The 16,281-nt window shown below is 57.6% G+C and carries 13 protein-coding genes; 10 read left to right on the top strand and 3 right to left on the bottom strand.

All coding sequences use genetic code 11. The features are described 5' to 3' along the window. Positions 1-188 precede the first annotated feature (188 nt). The 5 genes from dsrO to E8K88_RS04235 all read left to right on the top strand — a co-directional run bounded on the left by dsrO (position 189) and on the right by E8K88_RS04235 (position 8,352). Complete coding sequence (dsrO, locus tag E8K88_RS04255; protein ID WP_136405413.1) at positions 189-971, top strand: sulfate reduction electron transfer complex DsrMKJOP subunit DsrO; 783 nt, start codon at positions 189-191, stop codon at positions 969-971. Between the two features lie 10 nt (positions 972-981). Next, a complete protein-coding gene (gene nrfD / locus E8K88_RS04250) occupies positions 982-2,037 on the top strand; it encodes an NrfD/PsrC family molybdoenzyme membrane anchor subunit (protein ID WP_136405412.1) in 1,056 nt (351 codons plus the stop codon). A 76-nt stretch (positions 2,038-2,113) separates the two neighbouring features. Beyond that, the gene (locus E8K88_RS04245) at positions 2,114-5,293 is read left to right on the top strand and encodes a tetrathionate reductase subunit A (protein WP_136405411.1); all 3,180 of its coding nucleotides are present in this window, start codon (positions 2,114-2,116) and stop codon (positions 5,291-5,293) included. Between the two features lie 1,186 nt (positions 5,294-6,479). Next, positions 6,480-8,093, top strand: a complete 1,614-nt coding sequence (locus tag E8K88_RS04240; protein WP_240754312.1) for a hypothetical protein — start codon at positions 6,480-6,482, stop codon at positions 8,091-8,093. Between the two features lie 70 nt (positions 8,094-8,163). Then, positions 8,164-8,352 carry a hypothetical protein gene (locus E8K88_RS04235; protein WP_136405410.1) on the top strand — a complete coding sequence of 63 codons (189 nt, stop codon included), beginning with the start codon at positions 8,164-8,166 and terminating at the stop codon, positions 8,350-8,352. A 78-nt stretch (positions 8,353-8,430) separates the two neighbouring features. Here the strand turns inward: E8K88_RS04235 and yddG are convergent, their stop codons facing one another. The 3 genes from yddG to E8K88_RS04220 form a co-directional block, all read right to left on the bottom strand. Beyond that, positions 8,431-9,336: an aromatic amino acid DMT transporter YddG gene (yddG, locus tag E8K88_RS04230; RefSeq protein ID WP_136405409.1), complete on the bottom strand. Its 906-nt coding sequence runs from the start codon at positions 9,334-9,336 to the stop codon at positions 8,431-8,433. An 824-nt stretch (positions 9,337-10,160) separates the two neighbouring features. Next, entirely contained in the window at positions 10,161-10,592 is a 432-nt protein-coding gene (locus tag E8K88_RS04225; RefSeq protein ID WP_168797243.1) for a DUF4148 domain-containing protein, read from the bottom strand. A 222-nt stretch (positions 10,593-10,814) separates the two neighbouring features. Beyond that, the gene (locus E8K88_RS04220) at positions 10,815-11,696 is read right to left on the bottom strand and encodes a LysR substrate-binding domain-containing protein (protein WP_136405407.1); all 882 of its coding nucleotides are present in this window, start codon (positions 11,694-11,696) and stop codon (positions 10,815-10,817) included. A gap of 184 nt (positions 11,697-11,880) precedes the next feature. On the opposite strand from E8K88_RS04220, the gene phnC reads away from it, so the two are divergent. The 5 genes from phnC (at position 11,881) to psrA (ending at position 16,272) form a co-directional block, all read left to right on the top strand. Further along, a complete protein-coding gene (phnC, locus tag E8K88_RS04215; protein ID WP_136405406.1) occupies positions 11,881-12,711 on the top strand; it encodes a phosphonate ABC transporter ATP-binding protein in 831 nt (276 codons plus the stop codon). Between the two features lie 65 nt (positions 12,712-12,776). Beyond that, on the top strand, positions 12,777-13,727 hold the full coding sequence (gene phnD, locus E8K88_RS04210) for a phosphonate ABC transporter substrate-binding protein (protein WP_136405405.1): 951 nt from the start codon (positions 12,777-12,779) through the stop codon (positions 13,725-13,727). Next, on the top strand, positions 13,724-14,554 hold the full coding sequence (gene phnE / locus E8K88_RS04205; protein ID WP_136405404.1) for a phosphonate ABC transporter, permease protein PhnE: 831 nt from the start codon (positions 13,724-13,726) through the stop codon (positions 14,552-14,554). Before phnD ends, phnE begins: the two co-directional genes overlap by 4 nt. Positions 14,555-14,767: 213 nt before the next feature. Beyond that, complete coding sequence (locus E8K88_RS04200; RefSeq protein ID WP_136405403.1) at positions 14,768-15,175, top strand: hypothetical protein; 408 nt, start codon at positions 14,768-14,770, stop codon at positions 15,173-15,175. After that, positions 15,172-16,272 carry an iron-containing alcohol dehydrogenase PsrA gene (gene psrA, locus E8K88_RS04195; protein ID WP_136405402.1) on the top strand — a complete coding sequence of 367 codons (1,101 nt, stop codon included), beginning with the start codon at positions 15,172-15,174 and terminating at the stop codon, positions 16,270-16,272. Before E8K88_RS04200 ends, psrA begins: the two co-directional genes overlap by 4 nt. Positions 16,273-16,281: the final 9 nt, after the last annotated feature.

Here is a 16,281-nt window from a genome sequence, read left to right as displayed (position 1 = left end):
GTTCAAAATTTCGACGCAGACTGCGTTGGACCACATAAGGCAGGCGGTTTGATTCAAAATCCCCGCGCCGCAGCTAGCCCGCTTGCATCCTTTGGCTATTGTCAAAGCTTGATTGATTCGCTCAATTAAAGATATTTCAGTAACTTCTGAAATGTAAAATTTAGTAGCCAAATCAAAGGATGGTAGCAATGACCCAAGACAATCGCCACTGCGCCTCGCAGCCTCCAGCCAACAGCAAACGCCGGTTTCTGCTCGATCTCGTTGCTCTCAGCACCACGGTGGGCTTAGCCGGTACAGCGCAGGCCGCCTTGCCCGGTAGTGCTGATTTTCAACCCAAGCGCCGCCAAGGCATGGAAGGCAAACGTTTTGGCATGCTGGTGGATATGCGCAAATGCATTGGTTGCCAAGCCTGTACCGTCAGCTGTTCGGTAGAAAACCAGCCCCCGATAGGCCAGTTCCGCACGACCGTGCTGCAATACGAAGTCGATCAATCGGATGGTAGTGCGCCGGCCATGGTCAGCTTGCCACGGCTTTGCAACCATTGTGACGAGCCGCCTTGTGTGCCGGTGTGCCCCGTGCAGGCGACATTCCAGCGCACGGACGGCATTGTGCTGGTCGACAACGAGCGCTGCGTTGGCTGTGGCTATTGCGTGCAAGCCTGTCCTTATGACGCGCGGTTTATCAACCATGAGACACAGACGGCAGACAAATGCACCTTCTGTGAACACCGCCTAGAAGCAGGTTTGCTGCCCGCTTGTGTGGAGAGTTGTGTGGGTGGTGCGCGCGTCATCGGTGATTTGAATGATCCCAATAGCGAGATCAATCAGCGCATCCATGCACAGCAAAAAGATATCAAGGTGCTCAAGCCAGGCATGAATACCCAGCCGCATGTGTTCTACATCGGCTTGCCTGATGAATTCGTCAATGGGGTGGACGGCCAGGCCACTGTGCGTCTGGTTGCCGAGCATTAAGGAGAATAAGATGCAGATCACCGAACTTCTCACACCCTATTACGAGGTCGCCTGGTTGCCCTGGGCTGTCCAGTATTTCTTTCTGGCTGGGGTCGCCACAGGCGCCGCACTGCTAGTGGCCTATTGCACTTGGGGCCCCGCTCACAGTACACGCCAGAGCCTGCTGCCTGCCCTGGTGTTTACGCTGGCCATCAGTGCCATCGCGGCGCCCGTGTCCTTGTTGGCCGACTTGCACCAACCAGCACGTTTCTGGCATTTTTATGCCCATTTCACGCCTTGGTCCTGGATGTCGCTTGGCGCCTTGCTATTGCCTGTATTCGTTGGCTTGTCCGTGGCCATGTGTGCCAGTTGGTGGTTGGGCAAAAGCTCTTGGATGCGCGCGCTTTCCCCACTGCTGGTGTTATCGGCCTTGTCGATCTCCATTTATACCGGTGCAGAAATCATGACGGTGCGTTCGCGCCCTTTATGGAGCACCTTGTGGGTGCCTATCAATTTGATGCTGACAGGCTGGCTGGCAACGGTAGGCGTGGCCTTTGTGCTCCAGCGTTTTATGCCCGCCAGCCTGCGTCCTGACCTGCAAGCCTTACAGGCCCTGCGCCGAGTGGGCTTGACGGTGGCTGCCGCTTTAGTGCTGGTGGCGCTCGCTTGGGCTTTGTCCGGGATCGCAGGTTTCAATTCTTCCTACGATGCCGCCTTGCGCCTTTGGCATAACTTCCCAGTCTGGCGCACGACCATGGTGGGCTCTGCACTGTTTGGAGCCATCATTGTCGGTGCTTTGTGGCGCGGTCGCCATCGTTTAGGTGCGTGGGGCTATTCGCTGGTGTTGGGCATCGGGCTGGCTGCCAGCGCCTGGGCTTTCCGCTGGGCCCTGTTCATGGGGGTACAAGGTGTGCCTAAGTACGGCGCAGGGCTGTATTTGTATTACATGCCTTTGGGGGGCGACGGCTTACTCGGCATGGTGGGCATGGCTGGTCTGTGTGTTGCTTTGGTGGCGATGCTCAGTTGGGCCTTAGAGGCATTTCCCACACGCAGCCAACACCATGGCAGCGCTGCGGCGCTGAGCTAAGCCCGTTACTTCTGTCGCTGCCAAACGGCTAACAACACGCCTATCTCGCATAGCACCTGACTTGAAAGAGCAGACCATGACTGATAAAAAAAACCATCCCACTCCTGACAACAACCGCCCTGATGGCGCACGCCGGCGCATGCTCTTGCGTGGCGGCGCAGTGGCGGGAGGACTGGCTGCTTTTGCTGCTGGCTATGGTGAGACTGTGGTCAAAGGTGCCAAAGGCCTGATCGCTGGTACCTCTGGCACAAGCACCAAAAGCGCCACACGTGGCAATTCGCTCACGCCCGAGTTTCGCATTGATCCGGTCACCGGTGCGCTAGCCACTCAGCCAGGTCAAGTGGTGAGCCCATCAAGCTGCCTGGGCTGCTGGACCCAGTGTGGTGTGCGCTTGCGCATCGATACCGAGCACAACCAAATCATCCGTATTGCCGGCAACCCCTACCACCCATTGGCAACAACACAACCTGCAGCCATGGAAACACCCGTGCGTGAGGTGTATGCGATGCTAGGCGGTGACAACGGATTGGAAGGCCGCGCTACCAGCTGTGCGCGTGGCTCTGCCATGTTGGAGCATCAAACGGCGGCACACCGCGTGCTCACACCACTCAAGCGTGTTGGCCCAAGGGGCTCTGGCCAGTGGCAGAGCATCTCCCTGGAGCAATTGGTGCAGGAAATTTGCGCCGGTGGTGATCTGTTTGGCGAAGGCCATGTTGACGGTTTGCGATCGATTCGTGATGTGGAGACACTGATCGACCCAGACAATCCGGAATACGGGCCCAAAGCCAACCAACTGCTGGTGACCGACGCCGCCAACGAAGGCCGCACCCCATTGATTAACCGATTTGCAAAACAAGCTTTCGGCACGGTCAATGTCTCCAATCACGGCTCGTACTGTGGGCAAACATACCGCGTAGGCACAGGCGCTGCCTTGGGGGATCTTGTCGGCATGCCACATGGCAAACCTGACTGGAAAAATTCCCGTTTCGGTCTCTTTATTGGGACGTCACCTGCGCAATCGGGCAACCCGTTTCAGCGTGTAGGGCGTGAATTGGCCCAAGCACGTTCACGCGACGAGAATACTTACCAATATGTGGTCGTCTCCCCGATGTTGCCCACCTCGTCAAGCCATGCCTCAGGCAACAACAACCGTTGGCTGCCCATCCAGCCGGGCACTGATTTGGCACTGGCCATGGGGCTGATTCGCTGGATCATCGACAACCAGCGCTACGACGCCAAGTTTCTTGCCCAGCCCGGCCCTGCGGCCATGCTGGCCGCAGGAGAGGCCTCATGGAGCAATGCAAGCCACCTGCTCATTAATGACCCGAATCACCCGCGTTACGGCCAGTTTCTGCGTGGCGCTGATCTGGGCTTGCCGATGCCCGCGCCTGTCGATGACAAAACGCCGGCACAAGACGTGTTCATCGTACAGAGCCTGGATGGCTCGCTCGTGCCCCATACGCTGGCCCAGCCTGCTCAATTGCTGGTGGAGCGTGAGTTCTCCTTGCCTCAGGGCGCGGATGCAAGCGATGCCGCCGCGCCGGTTGCTATTTGCTCGGCTTTTGTCAAGTTGCGCGATGAAGCACATCGCAAAACGTTGCAGGAATATGCCGAGCTGTGCGGCGTACCTGTGCAAGAAATAGAGAATTTGGCGCGCGAATTCACCAGCCACGGCAAGCTGGCTGTGGCCAATTCCCATGGCGGCACCATGAGCGGCGCAGGCTTTTATACCGCTTACGCGATTGCCATGCTCAATAACCTGATTGGCAACTTGAATGTCCGCGGCGGCTGGATCATGGACGCAGGGCCGTTCGGGCCATTTGGGCCTGGGCCTCGCTACAACTTTGCGCAGTTCAAAGGAGCAGTCAAACCAACTGGTGTAGCACTATCGCGCACACGGTTTCCTTATGAAAAAACCAGCGAATTCCAACGCAAAAAAACCGCTGGTGAGAATCCCTACCCCGCCAAGGCCCCTTGGTATCCAGCCGCCGGTGGTCTCTCCAGCGAGATGCTGGCTTCGGGCATGGCGGGCTACCCCTATCCGGTCAAGGCTTGGATCAACCACATGAGTAACCCGATTTACTCCATCTGTGGGTTCGAAAATGCGCTGGCTGACTCCCTCAAGGACCCCAAAAAACTGCCGCTGTTTATTTCTGTTGACCCGTTTATCAATGAAACCTCGGCACTGGCCGACTACATCGTGCCGGACACGGTGACATATGAAAGCTGGGGCATTGGGGCGCCTTGGGCCGATGTTGTGGCCAAAAGCAGCACGGTGCGCTGGCCCGCAGTGGATGCTGCGACCAGCAAAACGGCCGACGGTCAAACCGTGAGTTTTGAGACATTCATATTCGCCGTGGCCAAAGAGCTGAACCTGCCGGGATTTGGTAAAAATGCCATGAGCACTAAAGACGGAGAGCTGCTCGATCTGGAAAGTCCGGAGGACTTTTACCTGCGCGGCATGTGCAATATCGCCTACCAAGCCGGCAAGCCCGTGCCTGAGGCCAGCGATGACGACATTGCGATCACCGGCCTGACACGTTGGATGCCAGCGGTGCAACAACGGGTGAAACCCGAGGAAGTCAGACGCGTTGCCATGGTCATGAGCCGCGGTGGGCGTTTTGACAAAACAGACGATGCCTGGGCAGGCGATCACCTCAAATTGCAAGCCCAGTTTCCGGTCACCTTCTGGCACGAAGGCTTGTCTGGCATGCGCCACTCCATGACCGGCGAACGCTACAGCGGTTGCCCTACTTGGTACCCAACACGGCTGGCAAACGGCCAAGCGATGCGTGAGGTATTCAACGAGCAGGACTGGCCTATGAGTATGACTTCTTACAAGTCCAACCTCATGAGCTCGATGTCGATTGCGGCGTCAAGACTGCGGCAGGTGCACCCACACAACCCTATCAGCGTGAACAAGGAAGATGCCGCCAAACTCGGGGTGGCCAACGGCGACCCGATTGAGCTCACAACGCCTGGAGGCAAACTCAACGGTGTGGCTTTGGTGCGCGCAGGCATTGCACCAGGCGCCATTGCGATTGAACACGGTTATGGCCATACCCAGCTGGGCACAGTGTCACACCGCATCGACGGCCAGCCCACACCTGCCAATCCACAGCACGGTCAAGGCGTCAACCTCAATAAACTGGGGTTTGCCGACCCGACTCGGCCAGCAAAAGACAACGTCTGGATTGATTGGGTCTCGGGTGCCGTAGTCAGACAAGGCCTGCCGGTACGAGTGAGAAAAATATAAGGCATGGCCAACCCTGCAGACAGCCAGGCTGCTGTGTGTGTAGCCAGTCCACTAACTGCATGGGGGTGTGAGAGCCCATGCGAACTTGCCATGCGAAAACGCAAGGCGAGATGAAAAAGTGGCCAGTGCTGGCGCCCAATGGGTTCGATGAGGGAGTATGAATCTGTGGGCGCCTCGCTGAACGCAGCCAGAATCTGCTGCGTCCAGAGGCAAACAGGTCTTGAGGCAGACATGGCGGGCCGATCGCCTCGAACAGGGCTTTGGGAATCGCCACTTTTTCGCCTCTGAGACGCTTTGCACAGGCGAACGAGGTGGCCCACAACCCCTTGCCTAGAGCAGCAAACACCACCCTGGATACGCCGTTGTAAAACCTGGCCGTACCTGTCGTAACCCCTGCGGTTTAGCGCCTGGGCTTCAACCGCACCCCTTCGGTTGGTCCGGTGGAGTCAGCAGCCTGAATCGACCGCGCACGCAGTTGCAACAAGGCAGTGGCTGCCGTGCACTGGCGGCCAGTCGCTGCGGTGTTTGACTCAGCCCTCCCACTCCCACAATCCCCACTCGCACCGACCGTCCACAACGCCATTGGAAGATGCCCAGTAGCCCCCTTGGTTCGTCCAAGCGGTCGGCATCACAAATGCTGGCTGAGCCAGGTCAAAGCGCACAGTCTGATGGCCTTGAATGGGTCAGCACGCCTGATATTTTGTTGAACATTGACATTCTTTCCACAAATTCTCTGCCAAGGCAACATAGGGTAATTAGGGATTAACTATTAATCGTTATGAAATCATGATTCAACTGTTGATTCATATATTTACTATTGTTCAACCAAAATAGTGCGTTTCGATTCAGTTGCTGCACCACATCAGAACCTCACTTGGCAAAGTCGAATCCATAAGATGAATGATGTCAAAATCATAAGCAAAAACAATTGTTTATGTATTTGACGCGAGGGCCTGAAGCTGCAACGAAAGTGGTTTTTATCGGCGATAGAGGGCTTGCATGTCGATCGCATGAATTCCCCATGGCATAAATTTTGCGATCGCTGTTCAGTGGAAGTGTGTAAGTGTTCAACAACTTTAGCGGTTAAAGATGGCCATTTTTGCGGTGGTATCTCAGATCGCCTGTAGGTTGTTGAACGTCTTATGCCATCGGTTACCACGTGTTCAACTCAGGAGACATTTGATCCATGAAAAAAACAACACCAATGCTTTTAACGGCCCTGTCCGTTGCTGTTCTTTCCGCATGCGGAGGCGGCAGTGATGATGGCGGCGTTGACATACCCGGCAAAGCCAGTTGTCAATGGGATACCAGCGTCCAGCTTAGCTATGAAGAGCGGCGCCTGGAGACACCGCTGCCGTTCACAGGGGCCAATGTGGTCGGGCAGAATCAGGCCCCGTTCGCCACACGCATTATTGAAGGCGCCGGATTCGAGGACTTTGCACCTGAATTTGCCAAAAAACTGTGCAATGACTTGGGTGAAACCGAAGCGGCAGATTTTGATGCGGCATTGGAGCTGGTGAAAGCCAGCGGTACGCAGCTGTGGCGTGCAGCCGTGGACCGGGTGCAGGGTGCGCGACAACTCAAAGCCACCGAAACCTTGCCGCGCAGCGATGATCGGATGCTGTACTGGACCCGTACGCAGATGACCAAGATCTTGCGCCAATGGGCGCCAGAATGGGCACCGACGGCAGAGCAGCAAGAGGCCTTGCAATGGGAGTTTGAGCGTGCCTCCAGGGGCCAAACCGATATTGACTTTCCTGAGGGCACCAACGTGCGCCGCATGTTGGTCAGTGGCTTTGATGTTTTCACTCTGGGTGTGCCAGGTGTGCCTAACACCGGCTTGCGTAACGGCAACCCTTCAGGGGCGACGGCGCTGGAGATGGACGGGCAGGTCATCCCACTGTCTGATGGCTCGAAAATGTATGTCCAAGCATATATTTTGCCAGTCTCCTACGGCCCCTTTATCAAAGGGATGCAGGAGGACACGGTCGGGCCTTGGATGAAACCAGGTCCCAAGCAACTGGACGCCTCAATCAGCATGAGCCAGGGCGGTCGGAACATTTTCTGGCTTGAGGAATACAACGGCCGCTTTCATGGCTCTTCTGCAGGCAACGACGGCCAAGTTTTCTGCCCATCGGGCACTCGTCTGCCGCAGGTCATGCTGCCCTTGGGAACGCTCACTACGCCAGGCGCAGCCCCCATTTCAGAGGTTGGTTCAGGTTGCAATACGGTCACGCCAGAGCGCTGGTATGGCATCGATACCGCTTCACAATGGATAAAAGACAATCCGCCCCAATTCAGCAAGGCCACATTGCCGCATGAAATGATGCTGCTGGCCAATACGCAAGCAGGCGTGACCCGTCCATTGGGTGCAACCAGCGAGGGCACCGAAGGTTTTGATGTGACGTGGCATACCAATTACAACTATTTTCCAGATTGCGCCAGCACCATCACTGCAACCCAGCCTTGGCATGGCATTGTGAACAAGATGCCAGCGCCTGAAACGGTTCAGGACCCTGATCCTTCATGGTGCTCACGCAGTGGCGGTGGCGGTGACTATCTCTCTAATGAGTCCGCTTACCGCAATACCTTGCTGAGGGACTTGATGGGGCGTGACATTCCTGCTGGCCATATCCATATTCCAGTGATGAACTATTATTTCGATGGCAATCCTGAAGCGGGTGGGGGAGTGCGCGATGACAACGCCATTACTGATGAGAAATTTGAGGGCTATCGCACAGCCATCGTGGCACAAGGGCGAAACCTGCTGAAAGTGGTCGGCGAGAGTCTGATCAAGTAAATTGGGAGCCAACCTGCAATGGCCAGCGCCATTTTGGGTTGGCCAACGCTATCCATTAGGAGTATTGAAAATGAAAAAATTGATTGCGATCGCTGCGTTGGCAGCTGCTACTTTCGTTTCAGCGCAACCCAGCATGTACTACTGGTTTGTCAATGAAAAAACCGGCGAGAAGGTGTGTGAGAGCGAATTGCCAGGCGCCGATTGGAAAAAGGTAGACGAGACGATTTACCAGGATTTCGAGTGCAAAAATAAACTGTAAGCAAACTAACCACTAAAGCGTGATAGGCGCTTTAGTGGTGCATCCGCGCGCAGGCGCGCAATCTCACCGGCAGTTGCCTCAGCCTTTTAAAGTCGGCTTTTTCACCGATTGCGTCGCCAGCCAGCATAGCACCGAGCCAGCACATACCATCGCCGCGCCCTGCCAAAATGCCTGCGATAGCGGCGTGCGCAGCAAAGCGGCGGCCAAAGCGGCGGAGAGCACCGGAATGAAGTAGGACGCACCCGCCAAAATGGTGACGTTGCCATGCAAAATACCCACGTTCCAGGCCGCATAACCAAAGCCCATCGCACCAGCTGCCAGCGCCAGGTAGAGGGTAGAGCGCAGGTTGAAGTTCAGCGTACCGCCGCCATCCATCAGCAAGTATTTGGCCCACAGTACCAGTGCAACCAGCATGAAAAAAAGTGTCACGCCATTTTTGCCGTTGGCCATGCGGGCCGTTACGGTGCAATAGGCGGCCCAGATCAAGGCGCCAGCCAATGCCAGGCCGTAGCTGAGTGGGTTGTCCTGGAGATTGGCCCACATCCCTGGCAAATCGAAGCCTTGTTCACCACCCAGAATCCAGCCAATGCCAGCCATGGACAGAGCAAAGCCGGGGAAGATCAGCGCATTGCTGCGTTGCTGGTTGAAAATAATCGCAGCCACCATCGTTAAGGTCGGCCATAGGTAGTTGACCATGCCCACTTCGATGGCCTGTCTGCTGGTGCGAGCATAGCCAATCGACAGCGCCAGGCACAACTCGTAGGCCACAAACAGCAGACTGCCCCAGATCAGATAGGCGCGGGAGAATTCGCGCACCTTGGTCATCCCAACGGAGCACACCAGAAACACCGAGGCCACGGAGTAAATCAGCGCCGCTCCGCCTACTGCGCCAAAACTTTCGCTGACACCGCGAATCAGGCCGACTATGGAGCTCCACAGCAAAATGGCGATCAGACCGATGAGGGTCGCTTTGTTCTTGTGCATGGCGCAGTTGGTATGGTTGTGTGCATGATTCAAGCGCAGTCGAGTCAAGCCCAACCGGCTCTCGCCTTGGCTCGACAGGCTGGCGTTGGCAGGACTTTAGCGCAGGTGGCTGATGCAGGTGGTGGTGAGTTCAGTTTATTGACCGTGCACTTAGGTCGATACCAGGCCGATACCATGCCCGTCAACCTCAGACACGTGGTAGCTGCCCAATGGCTGTCGTGATGTCGCCTTGGCAAAGGCGTTGGCGGTTGCAATACCAGCGCGAAACCTGCGTGAGAGGCGCAACGCAAGGTGTGGGCCAAGCCATTGGCCTGCGCAATCACAGCTTCGATTGCTGCAGCGCGGCCTTGCGCTTGGCTGCGCGCATACATCCCGCTGACGGGCTAAGTGTCACAGGTTTTGCCCAGCTGGGCAGGGCAGGTGAGCCAGTGCATAAGACTGGGCATCTCATAGCGATTGTGGGCGAGCAGGCCCATTGCGAGCTTTAACTGCCACTGGACAGCAAGCGCGTGTTTGGGTCGTTGGCGTCAATCGCTGCAGCGGCTCGCGCACCGGTGGGAGAGACGGGCGTGCTGCGCCCCTGTGAGGAGGTTTTTTGTGGGCATGGGCCATTGTGAAGCGGGCCACTTTGCATCTGGCGCAGATTGCCCGCTGGTGCTGCATTGCCTGGCGGTATCGATGCCACACCAGCGGGGTGCTTTGGCGCTTGTGACGCAAGCGCTCGTGCTCTTGGCATGCGCTTTGGCAGCTTGGTGGTGAGTTGCCCGAGCTTTGTCAGCATTGCGATAGCCCGGCCAGCCCAGCCCAGCCTTTTAGCAAGCGTGTTACTCGGCCTGCGCTTCAGTCAAGCGCAGGTATTTCTCATACGCCTGTCTGTATTCCGCACTCTCAAAGCTAGGGGTGCTGTTGCTGCGGCTGAATTCATCCATCCCCGCTTTTCTCCAGTTGTCCAAATCGGCTTGAACTTGCGCCCTCGTTAACGGGGCTTGGGCCTTGGGCTGGGCCTGTGCCTGGGCGCGGTAGCTGGCGCCCGGGCGCAGTTGCAAGTAGCGCTCGAAGGCTTGCTGGTACTCAGGACTGGCCATGTCAGGTCCGCTTTCCTGGCGATACAGTGCAGCAAGACCTGACTGCTGCCAGGCCAGCAAATCGGCCTGGACTTCGGCACGGCTAAGACCTGTGTTGGATGATTGTGCGCTGGCGCTGGCTGATGCCAAGGCGAGCAGTAGCATGGCGGTATAGAGTGGTTTGGATAGCATGGGTTGTCCTTGACGTTCAAAGGGGTTGAAGGCGAAGGATTGCAATGTAGTGCTTGGCCACCCACAGGTCGATGACTCGGCCATTACGTTTCTGTCATCTTTGGCCATGCCCGTGTGTATCGCGCGGCGGCATCGGTTGCTGAGCAGGCGCGCGATGCGCTTGGTTGCGACGCGCAAGTGGGCAAGCGCCGGGCATGGATTGGCTCGCTGGGCTTGCGGCAGCTACTGGCCTTGTGCTGGCGGTCGTGTCTTATGCGCGCAGTGCACGAACGCGCGCACCAGGGCGCTTTCCTGCCGCTCGGCCAAGCACACCACATGGGCGTATGTGCGAACGTGCGCACCATGGATGCGTACCGAGCGCAGGCCTGGGCCCGGGACAAACTCGACCTCAGAGACGGCCGCCAGGCCGACGTTTTGTAGCACCGCTTCGCGGATGATCTCCCGACTGGCGATTTCCATGACTACCTGCGGTGACACACCGGCGGTTTGCAGCGCGCGCTCTAGCGCTGTGCGGGTGGTCGAGCCGGGCTCGCGCAGAATCAGTCGCTCGCCTTCTAGTTCGGCCAGCGTGATGCTGCGCCGCTGTGCGAAGCGGTGTTGTGCTGAGCAGATGATTGCGACTCCGTGTTCGCTATAAGGCCATGACACAAACCGCTCATCATGCGCGAGTTGCGCCAGTACGCCGACATCGGCACGGTAGTCCGCGAGCCGCTCCAGTACTTCTTGCGAGTTGCCGGTGCTGACTGAGACCTTGATGCCAGGGTACTGCTGGTGGAACGATACCAGCATGCGGGTGACATGCGAGGGGCCGACTGCGGCGACCCGCAGGTGCCCACTGCGCAACTGACCGGACTCACGCAGCAACTGCACCGCCTCGCCCTCTAAGCCAAATATCTGACGCGACAGCGCCAGCAAGCGCTCGCCCATCTCAGTCGGTACCGCACGGCGTCCGACGCGGTGAAACAGCTCAACGTTGTACAGCGTCTCAAGCTGGGCGACTTGGGTGGTGACCGTGGGCTGGCTGACATGCAGGCTTTTGGCCGCAGCGGTGAAGTTGCCGTTGGTCGCTACGGCATGGAAGGAGCGCAATTGGGTCAGTCGCATCGTGGGCTGCCAATGGAGTTTTAAAACTATAGATTTTATATATAGTTAATTGAAAAAACTTGTATGCAATGAATTGATTGTTGGGCTTGTGATGACATGGAACTGTCAAATTGGTCTCACATACTGCCTCCATCCCAATTGCTAAAGGCTGCGCTGCCATGGTAGTCAAGCCCATTTTTTTTTTATGAACTCCATCGTTTTGAGTGCGCAATCTGTCAGCCGCCGCTTCGGCAGCCATAGGGCCTTGCGCGATGTGTCATTGCAAGTGCGGCGTGGCGAGCGCGTGGCTTTGTTGGGCGCCTCCGGCTCTGGCAAGTCCACATTGATTCGTTGCCTGTGCGGTTTGGAGACCACCGATGCCGATGGCGGTCGCATCGAAGCGTTCGGGCAGCTGTTGCAAACCAATGGCCGTGTGAGCCCGGAGATTCGAGCGCTGCGCAGACGTATTGGCGTGATTTTTCAGCAGTTCAACTTGGTGGGCCGACTGAGCGTGATGCACAACGTCATGACTGGCTTGGCTGGTGAGGCTCCCCTATGGCGGGCGCTGGCTGGAGCCTACCGGCTTGAAGACCGCGCCCGTGCACTGGATGCCCTGAGTGGCATTGGACTGGCGCAGCAGGCATTCCAACGTGCCTCAACGTTGTCGGGTGGCCAACAACAGCGTGCTGCGATTGCCCGCGTGTTGGTCCAAGGTGCTGAATTGGTACTGGCCGACGAGCCAGTAGCGTCACTGGATCCGCAATCGACACACCGTGTGATGGAGCATCTGGCGGCACTCAACCGCGATGCCGGTATGACGCTGGTTGTGAGCTTGCACCATGTGGCACTGGCGCAGCGCTATTGCGACCGCGTGGTAGCGCTGCGTGACGGGGCATTGGTGTTCGACGGCGCCTCCAGTGCCCTCACGCCGGCCTTTCTACAACAGCTGTATGGCACTGCCGCGGCAGATCTCTTGCACGAACCTGGCACGGACCTGCCGCACACCACGGCCCATCCGATGGCGCTCGCTGCATGACGGTACGCGCGTCTTTGTCGCTTTACTCTGCCTGACAGCAGACTTTTAACTTGACGGAAACACCCATGTTCAAGCTCCGCACTCTTGCTACTGCCGCTTTGGCGGTCTTTGCAGCCTGCGCTCAAGCGCAGCAGATCAACTTCGGCATTATTGCCACTGACTCCGCCTCTGCCCAGCGTGAGCGCTGGGAGCCGTTTTTCCAGGATATGGAGAAGAAAACCGGTCTTACGATCACCTCTTTTTACGCGCCTGACTATGCGGGCGTGATCGAGGCCATGCGCTTTAACAAGATTCAAGTAGCTTGGTATGGCAACAAAGCGGCGATGGAGGCCGTCGACCGGGCCAATGGTGAAGTGTTTGCCCAGGTCATGTATGCAGACGGTAGCTTTGGCTACAAGAGCCTGTTGATCACACGTGACGACAGCCAGCTGCAATCTTGGGATGATGTGCTCAAGCATGCCAAGTCGCTGAATTTCGGCCTTGGTGACCCGAACTCCACCTCTGGTTTCTTGGTGCCCAGTTTCTACTTGTTTTCTCAGAACAAGGTGGACTACCGCACGGCCTTCAAGACCGCCCGCAGTGCGAGCCACGGTGCCAATATCCAAGCTGTGTTGGCCAAGCAAGTCGATGTAGCCATCAACAATACCGAAGAAATCGACAAGCTCAAAGCCGCCAAGCCTGAGCTGGCCAAGCAACTCAGAGTGCTGTGGGAGAGCCCGCTGATCCCTAGTGATCCATTTGTTTGGCGCACCGATTTGGATCCGGCGGTGAAAGCCACAATAAAGAACTTTGTTGTGAACTACGCCAAGACGGATGAGCAGGAAAAGGCCATTCTTCAGAATATTTACAGTTATGGAGGTTTTCGCGCCTCAAACAACGACCAGTTAATCCCCATTCGCCAGTTGGAGCTGCACAAAGAGCGCAGCAAGATTGAGCATGACACTGGGCTTGCAGCTGCAGAGCGTACCAAGCAGCTCACCGAGATTGACGCCAAACTGGCGGAGCTCAAGCCATGAGTGGTCCGGTTTTTCAAGGCCAGGTTCCTAGCCATAGCGCCCTTGAGCAGTTGCAGGCCCGTGCAGCATCACAGCGCCAGGGCTGGCCGCACTATTTTGGCTGGGCGGTAGTGCTGATTGTGCTGGTATGGGCTTGGCGCGGCGCAGAGATCAGACCCCATGACCTGTGGCGTGACGCAGGCAATATCGGCACTTACGCCAGCGATTTTTTTCCGCCTGACTTCAAGGACTGGCGCTTGTATGCCAAAGAAATGGTGGTCACGGTGCACATTGCGATCTGGGGCACCGTACTGGCTTTGGTGGCTGCCGTGCCTGCAGGGCTGCTGTGCGCCTCCAACGTGGCCCCAGCTTGGGTTTACCAGCCGATGCGCCGGCTGATGGATGCCTGTCGTGCCATTAACGAAATGGTGTTTGCCATGCTGTTCATTGTGGCTGTTGGTCTTGGTCCTTTCGCTGGTGTACTGGCGCTGGCCATTCACACCACGGGTACGCTGGCTAAGCTGTTTTCCGAGGCCGTGGAGGCCATCGATCCACGCCCTGTGGAAGGCATCCGGGCAACCGGTGCACACCGCTTGGTGGAAGTGGTGCATGGTGTCATTCCGCAAGTGCTGCCATTGTGGCTGAGCTTCACGCTGTACCGCTTCGAGTCCAATGTGCGTTCAGCCTCGGTCGTGGGCATGGTGGGCGCTGGTGGCATCGGCGTGGTTCTCTATGAGGTGATCCGCAGCTTTCAGTATGGCCAAACCGCCGCTGTGCTGCTGATCCTGGTCGTCACGGTTTCGCTGATCGATCTGGTCTCTGCCAATGTACGCAAACGCTTTATCTAAGCACCTGTTTACGCGCTTTGCGCAGACCGCGTTGGAGCCAAAAAAGACATGGTGTGCGGCAAATCTGCCGTCGGGCTACCAGTCCGGCGAGGGCTTTTCACAAAGCAGCGTGCTTGGTGTGTCTTGCGCGTCTGCGAGTACATCGTAAACAGGCTCTCAGGCTTGCAACGGGCGCTGAGCTGCCCGTGTAGTTTCTCTCAAGGTAATTTTCAAATGGCCAATTTAAAACGCATGCTGCAGGCCAATGGGCGCAGCTATGCCTGCATGGGTGCCAGTAACGCACGCGTGACCCTGCCCATGACCGACTCTGATGAGCGCGCCAGCTTGCCTGGCGTGGCCCAGGTACTTACGCGCGCGCAGCGCTTAGGGCTACCTACCGACCGTTTTGGCAGTTCAGTGGTGCAAGGCGACCATCTGACTGTGATTGGTAGCGGCGCGGCCGAGCATGGTCGCAACGCGTTGGATGTGCCACTGCGCTCGCACGGCAGCCTGTGCAAGCACAAGAGACGGCGCCTTTTGCACTGTCCATCACAGGCCAGTTTGGCCAATCGGCGGTTGCGCAACTCCGATGTATTCGATCTATTATTTACCCACGCTGGTGCAAGCGGGGAGCTGCAATGACCCACACCTATTTCAATCCTGTGCACAGTCTGTATGGCGCAGGCGTGTTGGCGCGCTTGCCATCGCTGGTTGCGGGCCGTCGCACTACGCTGGTGACTTTCCCGCAAGCGCGCGAGCTGGGACTGGTGGCGCGCATGGAAGAGCTGCTGGGCGATACGCTGGTTGAGGTGATTGACGATGTGCGCGCTAACCCAGACGTGCGTGAGCTGCGTGCGCAATACGAAGCCTTCTGGTCACAGCCCGAGCGCACCGAGTTGGTGGTTGCATTGGGTGGTGGCAGCGCCATCGATACCGCCAAGGTGCTGATGGTGGGCAGTGCCGATGGTGCTTTTGCGACCCTTATCAAGGCCTTGGAAGCGGGGCAGGGCTTCACGCCCGTTTCTACCAAGCCGCTGATTGCGATTCCGACCACCGCAGGCACTGGCAGCGAGGTGACACCTTGGGCTACGGTCTGGGACCAGCAGGCCCAGAAGAAGTACTCCTTGCACCTGCCGCAAACCTGGCCTGACTTTGCGCTGATCGACCCGCAGCTGATGCTGACGTTGCCTGCCTCGGTCACGTTGCACAGCGGCCTGGATGCACTCTCCCATGCCCTGGAGGCGATCTGGAACGTCAATGCCAACCCTGTCTCCGACACCTTTGCGGTGGCTGCAGTCCACGAAGTCTTGGCCACGCTGCCAGCGTTGATGGGGGCGTTGGGCGAGCTGGATTTGCGCGCCCGCATGGCCTTGGCCGCGCTCAAGGCGGGAATGGCATTCTCCAACACCCGTACCGCGCTGGCGCACTCTATCTCTTACGAGATGACGTTGCGTTACGGGCTGCCACACGGGATTGCCTGTGCATTCCCTCTGCCGCTGGTGCTGGCTTGCGCCGTGGGGCACGATGCCAGGCGCGATGCCGTGCTGGAGCAGGCGCTGGGGCCGCTCAATGCTGCGCCAGCTAGGCTGGCTGCCTTTCTCCAAAGCCTGGGAGTGCCCACCCAGTTCGCCGATTACGGGGTCAGCCAGATTGAGGCCCAGCAGATGCTGGAGCATGCCTTGACTGGGCCTCGCGGTCGTAATTTCATCGGCGCAGTTGCTCAAGCCATGACCGCTTGAGGCACCTGT

This window comes from Lampropedia aestuarii, assembly GCF_004803635.1.
GTDB lineage: Bacteria > Pseudomonadota > Gammaproteobacteria > Burkholderiales > Burkholderiaceae_C > Lampropedia > Lampropedia aestuarii.
Note: the sequence above shows the minus strand (reverse complement) of the source record. Positions and strands in the feature narration are given on the sequence as shown.